This is a genomic window from Pseudomonas sp. PDM14, from assembly GCF_014851905.1.
Classification (GTDB): domain Bacteria; phylum Pseudomonadota; class Gammaproteobacteria; order Pseudomonadales; family Pseudomonadaceae; genus Aquipseudomonas.
The window spans coordinates 279,985-295,548 of the sequence record NZ_JACVAQ010000001.1; the positions used below are offsets into that span (position 1 = coordinate 279,985).

General features: G+C 63.2%; 12 protein-coding genes and 2 tRNA genes. 4 read left to right on the top strand and 10 right to left on the bottom strand.

Going from position 1 to position 15,564, the window contains the following annotated elements; all coding sequences use genetic code 11:
* Positions 1–9: 9 nt before the first annotated feature.
* The 6 genes from queF to IB229_RS01200 form a co-directional block, all read right to left on the bottom strand.
* The gene (gene queF / locus IB229_RS01175) at positions 10–840 is read right to left on the bottom strand and encodes an NADPH-dependent 7-cyano-7-deazaguanine reductase QueF (protein ID WP_192324143.1); all 831 of its coding nucleotides are present in this window, start codon (positions 838–840) and stop codon (positions 10–12) included.
* Between the two features lie 60 nt (positions 841–900).
* Positions 901–1,398: a plastocyanin/azurin family copper-binding protein gene (locus IB229_RS01180; protein WP_225578979.1), complete on the bottom strand. Its 498-nt coding sequence runs from the start codon at positions 1,396–1,398 to the stop codon at positions 901–903.
* A 62-nt stretch (positions 1,399–1,460) separates the two neighbouring features.
* Positions 1,461–4,535 (bottom strand): efflux RND transporter permease subunit, encoded by a 3,075-nt coding sequence (locus IB229_RS01185; protein ID WP_192324147.1) that lies wholly within the window; start codon positions 4,533–4,535, stop codon positions 1,461–1,463.
* Positions 4,532–5,503 (bottom strand): efflux RND transporter periplasmic adaptor subunit, encoded by a 972-nt coding sequence (locus IB229_RS01190; protein ID WP_225578888.1) that lies wholly within the window; start codon positions 5,501–5,503, stop codon positions 4,532–4,534. Before IB229_RS01190 ends, IB229_RS01185 begins: the two co-directional genes overlap by 4 nt.
* A 149-nt stretch (positions 5,504–5,652) precedes the next feature.
* On the bottom strand, positions 5,653–6,432 hold the full coding sequence (locus IB229_RS01195; protein ID WP_192324151.1) for an ABC transporter permease: 780 nt from the start codon (positions 6,430–6,432) through the stop codon (positions 5,653–5,655).
* Entirely contained in the window at positions 6,429–7,361 is a 933-nt protein-coding gene (locus IB229_RS01200; protein ID WP_192324153.1) for an ABC transporter ATP-binding protein, read from the bottom strand. Before IB229_RS01200 ends, IB229_RS01195 begins: the two co-directional genes overlap by 4 nt.
* Before the next feature lie 615 nt (positions 7,362–7,976).
* Here IB229_RS01200 and IB229_RS01205 point away from each other — a divergent pair.
* The 3 genes from IB229_RS01205 (at position 7,977) to IB229_RS01215 (ending at position 12,837) form a co-directional block, all read left to right on the top strand.
* The gene (locus tag IB229_RS01205; protein ID WP_225578889.1) at positions 7,977–9,605 is read left to right on the top strand and encodes an OmpP1/FadL family transporter; all 1,629 of its coding nucleotides are present in this window, start codon (positions 7,977–7,979) and stop codon (positions 9,603–9,605) included.
* A 300-nt stretch (positions 9,606–9,905) separates the two neighbouring features.
* Entirely contained in the window at positions 9,906–12,353 is a 2,448-nt protein-coding gene (locus tag IB229_RS01210; RefSeq protein ID WP_192324155.1) for an acyl-CoA dehydrogenase, read from the top strand.
* Positions 12,354–12,426: 73 nt separating this feature from the next.
* Positions 12,427–12,837 (top strand): PA2817 family protein, encoded by a 411-nt coding sequence (locus IB229_RS01215; RefSeq protein ID WP_192324157.1) that lies wholly within the window; start codon positions 12,427–12,429, stop codon positions 12,835–12,837.
* Between the two features lie 111 nt (positions 12,838–12,948).
* Here IB229_RS01215 and IB229_RS01220 read toward each other — a convergent pair.
* Together IB229_RS01220 and IB229_RS01225 are read right to left on the bottom strand one after the other, a co-directional pair.
* Positions 12,949–13,024 (bottom strand) — tRNA-Gly (locus tag IB229_RS01220).
* A gap of 5 nt (positions 13,025–13,029) precedes the next feature.
* Positions 13,030–13,105, bottom strand: a tRNA-Glu gene (locus IB229_RS01225).
* Positions 13,106–13,325: 220 nt separating this feature from the next.
* On the opposite strand from IB229_RS01225, the gene IB229_RS01230 reads away from it, so the two are divergent.
* The gene (locus IB229_RS01230) at positions 13,326–14,093 is read left to right on the top strand and encodes a hypothetical protein (RefSeq protein ID WP_192324159.1); all 768 of its coding nucleotides are present in this window, start codon (positions 13,326–13,328) and stop codon (positions 14,091–14,093) included.
* A 59-nt stretch (positions 14,094–14,152) separates the two neighbouring features.
* Here IB229_RS01230 and IB229_RS01235 read toward each other — a convergent pair whose 3' ends face one another.
* On the bottom strand, positions 14,153–14,638 hold the full coding sequence (locus IB229_RS01235; RefSeq protein ID WP_192324161.1) for a GAF domain-containing protein: 486 nt from the start codon (positions 14,636–14,638) through the stop codon (positions 14,153–14,155).
* Positions 14,635–15,525 carry an ATP-binding protein gene (locus IB229_RS01240; protein ID WP_192324163.1) on the bottom strand — a complete coding sequence of 297 codons (891 nt, stop codon included), beginning with the start codon at positions 15,523–15,525 and terminating at the stop codon, positions 14,635–14,637. The genes IB229_RS01235 and IB229_RS01240 overlap by 4 nt, the downstream gene beginning before the upstream one ends.
* Positions 15,526–15,564 lie beyond the last annotated feature (39 nt).

Consider the following 15,564-nt stretch of genomic DNA (forward strand, 5'->3'; position numbering starts at 1 on the left):
CGTCAGGCGTTACTGGCGCACCAGGCGGCGGTTGTCGACGTCCAGCGGGTGCAGGCTGCGGTACGGATTGATGTCCAGCCCGCCACGGCGCACATAGCGCGCGTACACCGTCAGCCTCTCCGGCTGCAGCAGGCGCAGCAGGTCGAGGAAGATGCGCTCCACGCACTGCTCGTGGAAATCCTGGTGCTGGCGAAAGCTCGCCACGTAGGCCAGCAGGCTGGCCGGATCGAGCGCCGGGCCACGGTAATCGACCACCAGCGTGCCCCAGTCCGGCTGGCCGGTGACCGGGCAGTTGGACTTGAGCAGGTGGCTGTACAGGGTCTGTTCGGTTACCCGCGTGGTGTCGCAGGCCAGCAGTTCGGGACGCGGCTGCGAGTAGTCGCTGACGGCGATGTCCATCTCGTCGATGCAAGCGCCCGGCAGGATCACCACGCCCTCCACCGCCACTTCGTCGAGCCGGCGTACGCGCACCGCCACTGGCGCACCGGCCACGGCGGAGAGATCACGCACCAGCACCTCGGTCAGCGCCGCCGCATCGGCGAAGGGCGACTGGTTCAGCGAGTTGAGGTAGAGCTTGAACGACTTGGATTCGATGATGTTCGGCGAGTCGGCCGGGATGACGAATTCGCCGATGGCCACTACCGGCCTGCCCGACGGCGTCAGCCAGGACAGCTCGTAGCAGTTCCACACATCCACGCCGTGGTACGGCAGGTTGCCCGCCTCCAGCCCCAGCTCTGCCCACTTGGTCGCCCGCGGGATCGGGAACAGCAGCTCGGGGCTGTAGACGGCAACGTATTCGCTGGACTTGCCCAGCGGCGAATGATCGGCGGGATGATGCATGACAACGGCCTGAAAGCTGAAAACGGCCGGCATTATACCCCGCTGCCACATTCGGTACGGTCAGCGAACCTGCACCTGCCCGACCATGCCGGCCTGGTAGTGACCAGAGATGTTGCAGGCGAACTGCAGCTCACCCGCCTGGGCGAAGGTCCAGGTCAGCTCGGCCTGACCGCCGGCTTCGACGGAAGCGGTACTGGCATCCTCGTGCGCCATGCTGTGGCCCATCTGCTGCATTGCCAGCATCTGTTTCTGGTGCTCGGCGTGAGAAGCGGCGTCACCCAGGCTGAACTCGTGCGGCAGCTTGCCTTCGTTCTTCAGCACAAAACGCACCGTCTCGCCGGCTTTGACCTCAAGGGACGCCGGGCGGTAGTACATGTCGCCGAGCACGATCTCCACCGTGCGCGTCGCCTGTTCGGCCTTGGCCGGCTGGCCAAATGGCGCAGCTGCCTGCCCGCCGTGCGCCCCGTGATCGCCATGCCCGCCGTGATCACCAGCGGCCAACACTGGCAGGCTGAGCACGTAGAGCAGGCCGCAAAGGATGGAAGTGCGCATGAACAGTCCTTCTGATCAATGAAAAGAATACTTAGCCTAAAACCTTGCCACCGTGGCAAGGCAAGCCCTCAGACCGGAATTGCCTGCGCCTCGTCCTCCTCCACCCGGATCGGCCGCCAGCGCCGCAGCAGCGTGTACAACGTCGGCACCACGAACAGGGTGAAGAAGGTGCCGACCAGCAGGCCGCCGACGATGACCATGCCGATCTGCTGACGGCTCTCTGCGCCCGCACCGCTGGCGATGGCCAGCGGCAGCGAACCGAGGACCATGGCGCCGGTGGTCATGAGGATCGGCCGCAGGCGCTGCACCGAGGCCTCCATCACCGCCTCGCCCAGCTCGCGGCCTTCGCGCAGCAGCTGGTTGGCAAATTCGACGATGAGAATGCCGTGCTTGGTGATCAGCCCGATCAGCGTTACCAAGCCGACCTGCGAATAGATGTTCAGCGTGCCGCCGAACAGCTTCAGCGCCAGCAGCGCACCGGCCATCGACAGCGGCACGCTGAGCAGGATCACCAGCGGGTCGAAGAAGCTCTCGAACTGCGCCGCCAGCACCAGGAAGATGAACACCAGGGCGAGGACGAAGATCAGCGCCACGCTGCCGCTGGAGTCCTTGAAGTCACGCGACATGCCGGTGTAGTCGAACTGGGTATCCGCCGGGAAGATGCCACGCGCGGTCTCCTCCAGGTGATCCAGCGCCTCGCCCAGGGTGTAGCCGCTGCCGACGTTGGCACTGACGGTCACCGCGCGCAGCTGGTTGAAGTGGTTGAGCTCGCGCGGTGCCACGGTCTCCTGCACGTCGATCAGGTTGGAAAGCTGCACCATGTTGTCGTTGCGCCCGCGCACGTAGACGCGATTGAGGTCTTCCGGGTTGCTGCGGTCGACGTCGGCCAGCTGCACCATCACGTCGTACTGTTCGCCGTTCTGTTTGAAGCGCGTGACCTGGCGGCTGCCGAACAGGCTTTCCATGCTGCGGCCGATGGTCGCCACGTCGGTGCCGACCGCCACCGCCTGCTCACGGTTGACCGTGATCTTGAGCTGCGGCGTGTTGAGCTTGAGGTCGGTGTCCAGGCTTTCCAGGCCAGGGTAGCCGCGCACCGCATCGAGCAGCCTGTCGACGTAGACCTGCAGCTCGGCGTATTCCAGCGAGGAACGCACCACGAAGTTGACCGGCTGGTTGCGTGCGCTCTGCCCCAGCGGTGGGCGGTTGTTGGGGAAGGCACGCACGCCGGCGATGTCCTGCAGCCTGGGCAACAGCTCGTTGCGGATCTCGAACTGGCTGCGCTCGCGCTCGTCCCAGTCCTCCAGCTTCATGAACGACAGGCCCTGGGCCACCGTGGGGAAACCGACGATGACCATGTAGCGGTTGGTTTCCGGCACGCTCTCGTAGGCCGCCTCCAGTTGCCGCGCGTAGCGGCTGGTGTAGCCGACCGTGGCACCGTCCGGGCCGTTGATCGAGGTGACGATGGTGCCGGTGTCCTCGGTCGGCGCCAGCTCGCTGCGCAGGCTGCCGAACAGCCAGGCACACAACAGGAGGATGCCGAGCAGCAGCGCCACCACCAGGAACCAGGCACGCAGCACGCGCTCCAGCAGGTGGCGGTAACGGTAGGTCAGGCCGTTGAGGAAGGCTTCGATGAGGTTGTAGAAGCGCCCGTGGCGCTGATCCGGCACATGGGCCTTGAGCAGGCGCCCGCACATCATCGGCGACAGCGTCAGGGCGACGAAGCCGGACACCAGTACGGCGCCGGCCAGGGTCCAGGCGAACTCGGTGAACAGCTTGCCACTGGTGCCCTGCATGAAGCCGATCGGCGCGTACACCGCGGCCAGGGTCAGGGTCATGGCGATCACCGCGAAGGCGATCTCGCGGCTACCCTTGAACGCCGCCTGCATGGGCGACAACCCTTCCTCGATATGCCGGTGGATGTTCTCCAGCACGACGATGGCGTCGTCCACCACCAGACCGATGGCCAGGACCATTGCCAGCAGCGTCAGGGTATTGACCGTGAAGCCCATCAGCGCCATCAGGGCGAAGGCACCGATCAGCGACACGGGAATGGTCACCAGCGGAATCAGCGTGGCACGCAGCGAGCGCAGGAACAGGAAGATGATCAGGATGACCAGCACCACCGCTTCCCAGATGGTCGCGTAGACGTTCTTGATCGACTCGCGAATGAACAGCGAGTTGTCGTTGGCCACCGACATCTGCATGCCCTCGGGCAGCAGACCGCGCACATCGGGCATGGCGGCGTTGAGACCGTCGGAGATTTCCAGCGGGTTGGCCGTGGCCTGCTTGACCAGGCCCAGGGCAACCGCCGGATGGCCGTTGAAGCGCACCACCGTGCGTTCGTCCGCGGCGCCGATCTCGGCGTGACCGATGTCGTTCAGGCGCAGCAGGTAGCCGCGCGAGTCGTCGAGGATCAGCTGGTTGAATTCTTCCGGGGTCTTCAGATCGGTTTCCGACAGCACCGAGAACTCGCGCTGTACCGACTCGATGCGTCCGGCGGGAATCTCCACGTTCTGCCGGCGCAGGGCGTCTTCCACGTCCTGCACAGTGAGGTCGTGGGCGGCGAGCTTTTCCGGGTCGAGCCAGATGCGCATGGCGTAGGTGCGCGCACCGCGAATCTGCACCTCCGAAACACCTGGGATGGTCTGCAGGCGATCCTGCACCACGCGCTCGAGCACATCGGTGATTTCCATCGCCGAATAGCGGTCACTGTGGAAGGCCAGCCAGATTACCGGCTGGGCGTCGGCCTCGACCTTCTGCACCAGCGGCTCGTCGATTTCCTCCGGCAGCAGGCTGCGCACCCGACCGAGGCGGTCACGCACGTCGTTGGCGGCTTCGTCGGAGTTGGTGCCGAGCAGGAACTGCGCGGTGATCTGGGTGTTTTCCGAGCGGCTGATCGAGCTGACGAAATCCAGCCCTTCGATGCCCGAGAGCACGTCCTCGATCGGCTGAGCGACCTGCGACTCCATGATTTCCGGGCTGGCGCCGGGGTAGATGACGTTGACCGTGACGATCGGCACGTCGATGTTCGGGTACTCGCGCACGGCCAGACGCTGGTAGGCGAGCAGGCCGAGCAGGACGATGATCAGCGACAGCACGGTGGCGAACACCGGCCGGCGGATGCACACATCCGACAGCGTCATGCGCCGTCACCCGGCTTGGCGACGCGCACCTCGCGGCCCGGCGCGACCTTCTGCCAGCCGGCGCTGATGATCTGTTCATCGCCCTGCAGGCCCTCGCGCACCTCGGCCTTGCCGCGCAGGCGCTGGCCGATACGAATCTGCCGGCGCTCGACCTTGCCGTCCACCACCAGGTTGACGAACAGGCTCTGGCCCATCGGCATCACCGCCTCCTCCGGAATCAGCAGCGCATTGGGGCGCTCGGCGAGGATCACCGAAACGCGAACGAACTGGCCGGGCTTGAGGCGCTGGTCCTGGTTGCCCAGCTGGGCGCGAACGGCCTGGCTGCGGCCGACCTCGTCCAGACGCGGGTTGAGGGCGACGATTTCGCCCTTGAAGCGCTCGCCCGGGTAGGTGTCGAGGCTCAGCTCGATGAGCTGGCCGATGCGGATCTGGCTGACTGCCTTCTGCGGAATACGGAAATCGACCTTGAGCGGGTCGAGCACTTCCAGGTTGACCAGGTCCTGGCCAGGGCTGAGGTAGTCGCCGGCGCTGACCTGGCGCAGGCCGAGCACGCCATCGTAGGGTGCGCGGATCTGCGTCTTGTCCAACCGCGCCTGGGCCAGCGCCAGGCTGGCACGCGCCGCCTGCTGCTGCGACTGCGCTTCGTCCTGGGCCTGGGCGTTGCTGGCGCCGCGCTTGAACAGCATCTGCGCACGCTGGTAGCTCTTCTCCGCCAGGTCGAGATTGGCCTGGGCCTGGGCCAGCTCGGCACGGGCAATCGAGTCGTCGAGGCTGACCAGCAGCTCGCCACCCTTGACCGACTGGCCTTCACGAAAATGCAGGGAGGCGATGCGTCCGCCGACTTCCGGACGGATCACCGTCGACTCGTCGGAGCGCAAAGAGCCGAAGGTGATCAGCTCGTCGCGTACCAGCGCACGTTGCGCAGTGGTCACCTCGACCAGGGGGGCCTGGTCGGCCAACAGGGGCATGGCCAATAGCGCCAGGCAGGTGGCGAGGAGTCGGGAGTGGCCGCGCGGCGTCATAAGAACCTCTGTTCCGTTGAGCCGCTGAGTCTACCGGCCGGCGCTAGAGGCGCACCAGCCGGGAGCGTAACGTCATGTATGGCAAATGCGGGGGGTTACTGACGCATGCCACGTCCGCTTTTCAGCAGGTGGATACACAGGGTGTACAGCAGCGCACAGGCGATCAGCATGATCACGATGGCCACGCCGATATTGATGTCGGAAACGCCCAGGATGCCGTAGCGGAAGGCGTTGACCATGTGCAGGATCGGGTTGGCCAGCGACACCGTCTGCCAGAACGGCGGCAGCAGGCTGATCGAGTAGAACACCCCGCCCAGGTAGGTCAGCGGTGTGAGGACGAAGGTCGGGATGATCGACACGTCGTCGAAATTGCGCGCGTACACCGCATTGATGAAGCCGCCGAGGGCGAAGGTGGTCGCCGTGAGCAGGATCACCAGCACCGTCACGCCCAGGTGATGCACCTGCAGCTTGGTGAAGAACAGCGAGAGCAAGGTGACGATGAACGCCACGATCAACCCGCGCAGCACACCACCGATGACGTAGCCGATGAGGATGGTGTGCGGCGACACCGGCGAGACCAGCAGCTCCTCGATGTTGCGCTGGAACTTGCTGCTGAAGAAGCTGGAGACCACGTTGCTGTAGGAGTTGGTGATCACCGCCATCATGATCAGACCGGGCACGATGAACTCCATGTAGCTGTACTGGCCGACGCCGCCGACCTGGCTGCCGATCAGCCGACCGAAGATGACGAAATACAGCGCCATGGTGATCGCCGGTGGCAGCAGGGTCTGCGGCCAGATGCGGGTGAAGCGGCGCACTTCGCGCACGACGATGGTCTGCAGCGCGACCAGGTTGGAATTCAGCTCGGGACTCATCGCGCCACCTTGGACAGGTTCTTTTCCACCAGGGAGACGAACAGCTCCTCCAGGCGATTGCTCTTGTTGCGCAGGCTCAGGACTTCGATGTTCTGCCCACCCAACTGACGGAACAGCTCGGTGACGCCCAGGCTCTTCTCCACCTGCACCTCAAGGGTGTGGTGGTCGACCAGTTGCGCCGGATACCCCTCGAGCTGCGGCGGCACCAGCAGCGACTCCTTGAGATCGAGAAGGAAGGTTTCCACGTGCAGGGTCTTGAGCAGCGCCTTCATGCTGGTGTTCTCGACGATGCTGCCGTGGTCGATGATGCCGATGTTGCGGCACAGCTGTTCGGCCTCCTCCAGGTAATGCGTGGTGAGGATGATGGTGATGCCCTGCTGGTTGAGTTCGGTGAGGAAGCTCCACATCGAACGGCGCAGTTCGATGTCGACCCCCGCGGTCGGCTCATCGAGGATCAGCAGGCGCGGCTCGTGGACCAGCGCACGGGCGATCATCAGCCGGCGCTTCATGCCGCCGGACAGTTCGCGCGACGCCGCATTGCGCTTGTCCCACAGGCCAAGCTGGGTCAGGTAGCGCTCGGCGCGCTCCCTGGCCACGCGCCCGGGAATGCCGTAGTAACCGGCCTGGGTGACGACGATGTCGAACACCTTCTCGAACTGGCTGAAGTTGAACTCCTGCGGCACCACGCCCAGGCAGCGCTTGAGCGCGGCGGGGTCGCGGTCCAGGTCGTGGCCGAACACGTTGACCGTGCCGCTGCTCTTGTTCACCAGGGTGGAGAGGATACCGATGGTGGTCGACTTGCCCGCGCCATTGGGGCCGAGCAAGGCGAAGAAATCGCCTTCGGCCACATCCAGATCGATGCCCTTGAGAGCCTGGAAGCCATTGCCGTAGGTCTTGGTCAACTGTCGAATGGACAGGGCTGAACTCATGAGAGATACGCACGCGATAAGGGAGTTGGGGTAGATAGGGGCGGGGCGGGGCAATTGCAACCGTCTGTGGCAAGGGTAGCGGAATTCGCCCGCGATTAGCGCGCTTGCTGATTGCACGGAGGTGCCGGCAGCGCCCAGGTAGCCGCGCGACTAGATGTGATAGCGAGACGAACCCCGCAGGTGCCAGCCTCGATATCGGCAGCCAGGCAGGCCAGCCAACAGGCCATGCATATGGAATATGACTACCGTTCGTCCGGGCAAATCTGGCCAACTTCTCTCCCCTGCTTCGAACCAACGGCGGACACCCGCCATTCAATCGGCTATCGAGACGGTACGGCTCGCAGCGGTCTTGCCCTGAGGCAATGGCCGGATATGACTCAAGAAAAGGACGCCGATCCCTCCAAAGACTGAATGACTGAACCAGAAAAAGTAACCAATTGTCACACTTCTCGAGTTGCCTCCCGGCAATCTCCCTTGACTGCTTTTTTGCCGAAGCAATGAGCATGGAAGCCGTCAACATTCGTGGAGCACATGCTCCGTTTCAGCTTGTTGGAGTCGAGAACAATGACAATAACTCGTACCGCATGCTGGCTGTCCGCTCTCTGTGGCGGCAGCTTGGCGCTGACGTTTCCCCCTCTGACCTCAGCCTCTGGCTATCACTTCGGGTCACAATCGGTCTCGGCACAGGGCACCGCCCATGCCAATGGCGCCGAAGCAAACGACCCTTCAGTACTGTTCTACAACCCGGCAGGCCTGGCCCGACTCAAGGGAACGCAGGTCAGCGGCGGGCTGAGCATTCTGCTGCCCGATGGCGAGTATGAAGACCATGGTTCGACCGACGTGTTTGGCAATCCTACGGCCGAAGGTGATGGCGATGCCGGATCCTTTCTCCCGGATGTTGCCGCCGCACCGAACTTCTACGCCTCAAAGCAGGTGAGTGACCAGGTCACCCTGGGCTTTGGCATGTTCGTACCCTACGGGGCCAAGCTGGACTATGAGGAAGACTGGAGCGGGCGCTACGGCATCCAGTCGGCGATGCTGGAAACCGTCAACCTCAACCCCAGCATCGCGTACCGTTTCAACGAGCACCACAGCATCGGCTTTGGCGTTTCCGCGCAGTACATCAAATCGATTCAGCGTGGCGCCGCGGATGTCAAAGGCGCCTCACGGCAACTGGCCGGCCAGTTCGTGGACGCCAACTACAACAACACGTTTCTCGCGTCGGCCATCGGCCAGTTCGATCCGCTGGGCCTGGTCATCCCCACGGAGATCAGTGACTGCAGCCCTACCCTCGCGCGCGACGAATTCGTCGACTGCGTGGCGTCCAACTTCGCCGATAACGTTTCAGGTGATGGCTATTTCCGCGCCAAAGGCGATGACTGGGGCTTTGGTTGGAACATCGGCTACATGTGGGAGCCGACCGACAGAACCCGATTCGGCATTTCATATCGCTCCCATATCAAGCACACCCTGGAAGGCGAGACCAAATGGAGCTTCGCCGATGTCCAGGGCGCCGTTCCTGATCCCTCCACTGACCTGACCGGCGTGATCCCGGGGATCCCTGACCTTGGCGCTCTCGGCCAAGTTCTTGACTCCTCCAACTGGATCAATCCGGGCGACTTCGCTGCCGCTCGCCTGCACCCGAACTCGGATGGCAGCACCTCCATCGATACTCCCGAATCCCTTTCGGTCAACGCCTTCCATCAATTGAACGATACGGTTGCCCTGATGGCGGATGTCACCTGGACCCGCCACTCGCGGCTGGACAATATCGGTGTAGGCATCAACCAGGTAGAGGGCTATCCCTATTTCAACGGGGTGACGGAGGGTGACCTGAACGTCAAACAGGACTGGAACGATACCTACAAGATTTCCCTGGGGATGAACTACCAGTACAGCGATAGCCTGCTGCTGCGCACCGGTGTCGCCTACGACAAGTCGCCCGTGAGCGGCTCGACCACCCGCCACCCGGGGTTTCCCGATGCAGACCGGTACTGGCTCTCCTTCGGCGCCAACTACAAGGTGTTCAAGGACACCTCCGTCGATCTGGCCTACAGCTTCGTGCAGTTTGATACGGGCAAGATGGATTACACCGACGGCTGCTCACCGGCAGGCTGGGCTCCCGGAGGTGGCAGCCTCTATGAGGACAGTGGCGAGCGATGCACGGGTAATGGCGGCAACTACAAGGGTGAGTACAAGACGCGCATTCACTTCCTCGGCCTGGCGCTCAATCACACGTTCTGAATGCGACAGGGCAAAAAAGGCAGCAGACGCTGCCTTTTTTATCGCCGACAGCCACGCCTCCGCGACCCAGCAGTCAGTCCGAACTCCCATCCCCCAGGACGGTCACTATCAACGAAGCGGCCGGGTTGAAGGCAGAACTGCAGAGCGTTATCTCGCAGATTTGCCTCAGTCCATTCAGGTGATCATCGCCAGGGAAACGACGATCCGGCCACGCTCACCGCCCTTGTCGCCAACCTGCATTTCGCGGGCGACTAAGCTTGTGACGAGGCCACGGCCTACCGTCATCATGGAGGACTCTGCATGCTCGCTGTCTGGTTACTGGTACTCGTCATTGGTGTGGTCTATCTGGCCCACCGGCGCACCGCTCCCCTGCCCGCACTCGGCATCGTCGCCGCCTACTTGTTGGCCATGAGCCTGTTCAGCCACGCTCCAGGCTGGCTGCTGCTGGTCCTGTGGGTGCTCTGGCTGGGCGTCGCGATCCCGCTGGGCTTCCCCGAACTGCGCCGCAAGCTGATCAGTGCGCCACTGTTCAACTGGTTCCAGAAAGTCCTGCCGCCGATGTCGGAAACCGAACGCGACGCCATCGAGGCCGGCACAGTGTGGTGGGACGGCGAGCTGTTCAGTGGCCGCCCGGACTGGGACAAACTGCTGGCCTACCCGAAAGCGCAACTGACCGAGGAAGAGCAGGCCTTCATCGACGGCCCCACCGAAGAACTCTGCGCCATGGTCAGCGACTGGGAGATCGGCCAGCAGATGGATCTGCCGGAAAAAGCCTGGCAGCACATCAAGGCCAATGGCTTCTTCGCCCTGATCATCCCCAAGGAATACGGCGGCAAGGGCTTCTCCGCCTATGCCCACTCTCAGGTGGCGATGAAACTGGCTACCCGTAGCGGCGACCTCGCGTCCACTGTGATGGTGCCAAACTCGCTCGGCCCCGCCGAACTGTTGCTGCACTACGGCACCGAGGAACAACGCAGCCACTACCTGCCGCGCCTGGCGCGCGGTGAAGACATCCCCTGCTTCGCCCTTACCGGCCCGATGGCCGGCTCCGACGCCGGTGCCATGCCGGACATCGGCATCGTCTGCAAAGGCCAGTGGCAGGGCGAGGAAGTCATCGGCCTGCGCCTGACCTGGGAAAAGCGCTACATCACCCTGGGCCCGGTCGCCACCTTGCTCGGCGTGGCCTTCAAGGCCTACGACCCCGACCATCTGCTGGGTGAAGAGGCGGACCTGGGCATCAGCCTGGCGTTGATCCCGACCGATACCCCCGGCGTGGAAATCGGCCGCCGCCACCTGCCACTGGGCGCTGCCTTCATGAACGGGCCGAACTCCGGCACCGACGTGTTCGTGCCACTGGACTATCTGATCGGCGGCCAGGAATACCTCGGCAAGGGCTGGATGATGCTGATGAACTGCCTCTCCGTAGGCCGTTCCATCTCGCTGCCGGCAGTCGGCACCGGCGCGGCCAAGGCCACCAGCCTGGTCACCGGCCAGTACACCCGCATCCGCGAGCAGTTCAACGTACCGCTGTCGGCGTTCGAGGGCATTCAGGAAGCGATGGCGCGCATCGGCGGCAACGCCTGGCTGATGGACAGTGCACGCATCCTCACTGCCAACGCCGTCGACCTCGGCGAAAAGCCGTCGGTACTTTCGGCGATCCTCAAGTACCACCTCACCGAGCGCGGCCGCGAGTGCATCACCCATGCCATGGACGTGCATGGCGGCAAGGGCATCATCATGGGCCCGAACAACTACCTGGCCCGCTCCTGGCAAGGCGCACCGATCTTCATCACCGTGGAAGGCGCCAACATTCTTTCACGCAACCTGATGATCTTCGGCCAGGGCGCGATCCGCTGCCATCCGTATGTATTGAAGGAAATGGCCCTGGCCGGCCGCGAAGACCGCGATCAGGCGCTGTACGAGTTCGACGGGCTGCTGATGCAGCACATCGGCTTCGCCGTCAGCAACGCGGCCAGCACGTTCCTCCTCAGCCTCACCTTCGGCGCATTCGGCGCGGCGCCGGGGGATAACCTGGCGCGGCCTTATTTCCGCGCATTGAACCGCCTGGCTGCGGCCTTCGCCCTGCTCGCCGACTTCAGCATGATGCTGCTTGGCGGCGAACTGAAGCGCCGCGAACGCCTGTCGGCGCGCCTGGGGGACGTTCTCAGCCACCTTTACCTGGCCTCGGCCGCGCTCAAGCGCTACCACGACCAGGGCAACCCCGAGCACCTGCGTCCGCTGCTGCAATGGGCCCTGGAAGAAAGCCTTGGGCATGCCGAGCAGGCGCTGGACGACCTGTTGAGCAATTTCCCCAATCGCGTCTTCGGCTGTCTGCTGCGTGTGCTGGTGTTCCCCTTTGGCCGTCGTCACCGGGGGCCGTCCGACGAGCTGGATGCGGAAATCGCCGCCATCATCGGCCGTCCGCGTGGCGACCTGGCGCTGGAGGAGGTGCTCAAGGGCTGCTATCGCCCGCAGGATGCCAACGACCCGGTCGGCGCCCTGCAACACGCGATCAATCTGCTTGATGCGGCGCTGCCGCTGCAGAAGAAACTGCACAAGGCGGTCAAGGCCGACGAGGTCACTCCAGGCGTTGGCGAAAGCCTGATCGACGCGGCATTGCGTGGCGGCCTGTTCAGCGCCGAGGAAGCACAGACCCTGCGCGAAGCCGAAGTGGCGCGGCGTAAGGTCATCGACGTCGACGACTTCAGCAAGGACGAGCTGAAACTCAACCCCGGCAGCGTGCGCTAACCCGCACCTCGGGACAGCGGGCGCGTGGAGCTCTATACTCCCGCGCCCGTTTTTACTTTCAGGAACCCCGTCCATGGCCACGTCCCATCTCGACCACCACCTCGCCCTGCTCGCCCATCTGCGCGGCATTCTGGTTGCTCTGGGCGAAGCCGAACAGGTACTGGACGACACCCATGCGCTGTTCCTCGAACGCTTCGACGAGCTACTGCAGGACCTGCCGAACGATCCGGAAAACAGCCTGTACCTGGGCCAGGATCTGATCAGCCAGATCTTCCACCGCTACCCGCAGATCGCTCACCTGGTACCCCGCGACCTGCTGTGGTTCTTCGGTGGCGACTGCCTGCACTTCATGCCGGACGAGGAAATCGCCCTGTACCAGAACCTGGAAGATCGCCGCTACGAGGCTGAGGCCAACGACGAGCCCTTCGACTGGAACCGCGAAAAGCAGCTGCTGGCTCTGCCGACCGACAGCGCCAAGCACTGACCGCCTACAAAAAGGCCCGCCGATTTCATTAGCCGGCAGGCCTTTTTTATGGCCTGAAGAAAACGCGCACAAACAAAAACGCCGCTCAGATGAGCGGCGTTTTTGTTTATTTGGAGCGGGAAACGAGACTCGAACTCGCGACCCCGACCTTGGCAAGGTCGTGCTCTACCAACTGAGCTATTCCCGCAAATATGGCGTCCCCTAGGGGACTCGAACCCCTGTTACCGCCGTGAAAGGGCGGTGTCCTAGGCCACTAGACGAAGGGGACGTGGCCCGGAGCTTACAACAGCTTTCCGGCTCCTTTCGCTCTGCGTTTCCGCTTCTGCGTTGGGAGTGGCGCGCATTCTAGGGACGCTCTTGGAAGTCGTCAACCCTTGAGTAAAAATTTTTCTAAATCAATGACTTCAAGGTGGAAACCGATATTGCGCTATGAGCGTGCAGGCTAAGGCACTACACTCGCAGAAAAACCAGTGTTCGGGAGTTATGCAGTGTCCCCACTCCTTATTACCGGCCTGATCATCGCTGCCTTGGTGGTGCTGATGATCATCGGCTATATCAACCACATGGTTGATAACAGCAAGCTGGAAAAGGCCCGCAAGAAAGCCGAGTTCGCCGACCGTGTACGCCGTTGCTACAACGTCTCGGAAAGCTTCCCCGGGCAATTCATGACCCCGCCGCTCAAACTGGCCCTGAGCCGCATCGAACTTCAATACAGCGAACGCCTGCTGCCTTTCGACAAGCAGAACAGCGCCCTGCGCGAACGCATTGCCGAATTGCAGCAAATGATCACCAGGGGCGAGGACATTGCAGTACGCAACCTGCCCCAGGCCGTACTGACCGAAGCCAATGCCAAGGACGTGCGTTTCATTCTCGAAGACCTGCACGGCGTGATTACCCGTGCGGCTCAGGAGCACCTGTATCCGGCCAACGAAGCCAAAAACTGGATTCAGGAAATCCGCCACATGCTGGTGCAGCTGCATTACGAGTTCTTCACCAACCTCGGCCAGCAGGCGATGCAGAAGGGTCAGCCCGGCCAAGCCCGCCTGGCCTACGAGCGCGGCGTGCAATACCTGCGCAAACAGCCCGACCCGTCGCGCTACAAGAGCCAGCTCAAGGTTCTCGAACAGCAACTGGCACGCGCCAACGCCGTAGTACTGGAGGCCGCCGCCCCTGCAGTCGAGGAAGCCAGCGAGCTTACCGATGGCCTCAAATCTCTCGACGAGAACGACTGGAAGAAGAAGAACATCTACGACTGAGCGTCAGAAGCGCCCACTCGACCATGAAAAAGCCCGGCAATGCCGGGCTTTTTCATGATTCAACGGCAGTCGGTGAGGCGCAGGAATATCTCCGCCAGGCGCTCGACACCTGCCTGGTCCTCCACGGAAAAGCGCCCCACGCTCGGGCTGTCCAGATCGAGCACGCCGATCAACTCGCCCTCCTTGACCAGCGGCACCACCAGTTCGCTGTTCGAGGCACTGTCGCAGGCGATGTGCCCGGGGAATGCATGAACATCCTCCACACGCTGGGTCTCCCGGCTTTGCGCTGCCGCGCCGCATACGCCACGGCCAAACGGAATGCGTACGCAGGCAACGCGCCCCTGGAAAGGCCCGAGCACCAGCTCGCCCATTTTGTTCAGGTAGAGGCCGGCCCAGTTCAGGTCACCCAACTCATGGAAGAGAAAGGCAGAAAACTGTGCACTGTTGGCGACGAAATCGCGCTCGTCGGCCAACAGCGACTCCAGCTGCACGGCCAGTAGTGCATACCCGTCCAGACCCTGCCCTGAAGCTTGCAGATCGATCATGGCTGACGTTCCAGCAGGGCCAGGCCCACCCACTGGCGGGCGAACTGGTAGGCGCAGCGGCCATTGCGATTGCCACGGCCCGTAGCCCAGCGAACGGCGAGAATCTCCAGCTCATTGCTCCACTGCCACTCCAGCCCCGCCTGCTCGGCGATCACGGTGATCCAGTGGCGCACCACGGCGAGGAAATGGTCCTGGGTAAAGGGATAGAAGGACAGCCACAGGCCGAACCGGTCAGACAGGGCAATCTTGTCTTCCACCGCCTCGCTCGGGTGCAGCTCGCCCTCGACGTGTTTCCAGTTCTCGTTGTCGCTCTCCTTTTCCGGCACCAGATGGCGGCGGTTGGAGGTGGCGTAGAGCAGAACATTGTCCGGTGCACGCTCCAGCGAGCCGTCCAGCACGCTCTTCAGCACGCGGTAGTCGCCCTCGCCCGACTCGAAGGACAGGTCGTCACAGAACAGCACGAAGCGCTGCGGCAGGCCGGACAACAGCTCAACCACGCGCGGCAGATCGGCCAAGTGATCACGTTCGATCTCGATCAGACGCAGGCCCGACTTGGCATGCTCGGCGAGCAGCGCACGTACCAGCGACGACTTGCCGGTACCGCGCGAGCCCCATAGCAGCACATGGTTGGCCGGCAAACCACTGACGAACTGCTGGGTGTTACGCGCCAGCTGATCGCGCTGGGTGTCCACGCCGACCAGGTCGCTCAGGCTCAGGTCCAGGCTGACCTGCAGCGGCTGCAGATAACCGCTGCGCCCCTCGCGAAACCAGCGAGCGGCCACAGCGTTGTTCCAATCCACCTCGACACGTGGGCTGGGCAGCAGCGGTTCCAGGCGCTGCAGCACCTCTTCAGCACGTTGCAAGAAACTGTTCAATCGCGAATCCACGACTCACTCCTCATTAGCACCATGCCGGCTCGCAGACAC

Excerpts from the sequence above, each read along its gene's own strand:
- queF (WP_192324143.1), bottom strand. The coding sequence starts at position 840 with ATGCATCATCCCGCCGATCATTCGCCGCTGGGCAAGTCCAGCGAATAC.
- IB229_RS01185 (WP_192324147.1), bottom strand. The coding sequence starts at position 4,535 with ATGACGCTGTCGGATGTGTGCATCCGCCGGCCGGTGTTCGCCACCGTG.
- IB229_RS01190 (WP_225578888.1), bottom strand. The coding sequence starts at position 5,503 with ATGCCCCTGTTGGCCGACCAGGCCCCCCTGGTCGAGGTGACCACTGCG.
- IB229_RS01195 (WP_192324151.1), bottom strand. The coding sequence starts at position 6,432 with ATGAGTCCCGAGCTGAATTCCAACCTGGTCGCGCTGCAGACCATCGTC.
- IB229_RS01200 (WP_192324153.1), bottom strand. The coding sequence starts at position 7,361 with ATGAGTTCAGCCCTGTCCATTCGACAGTTGACCAAGACCTACGGCAAT.
- IB229_RS01210 (WP_192324155.1), top strand. The coding sequence starts at position 9,906 with ATGCTCGCTGTCTGGTTACTGGTACTCGTCATTGGTGTGGTCTATCTG.
- IB229_RS01215 (WP_192324157.1), top strand. The coding sequence starts at position 12,427 with ATGGCCACGTCCCATCTCGACCACCACCTCGCCCTGCTCGCCCATCTG.
- IB229_RS01235 (WP_192324161.1), bottom strand. The coding sequence starts at position 14,638 with ATGATCGATCTGCAAGCTTCAGGGCAGGGTCTGGACGGGTATGCACTA.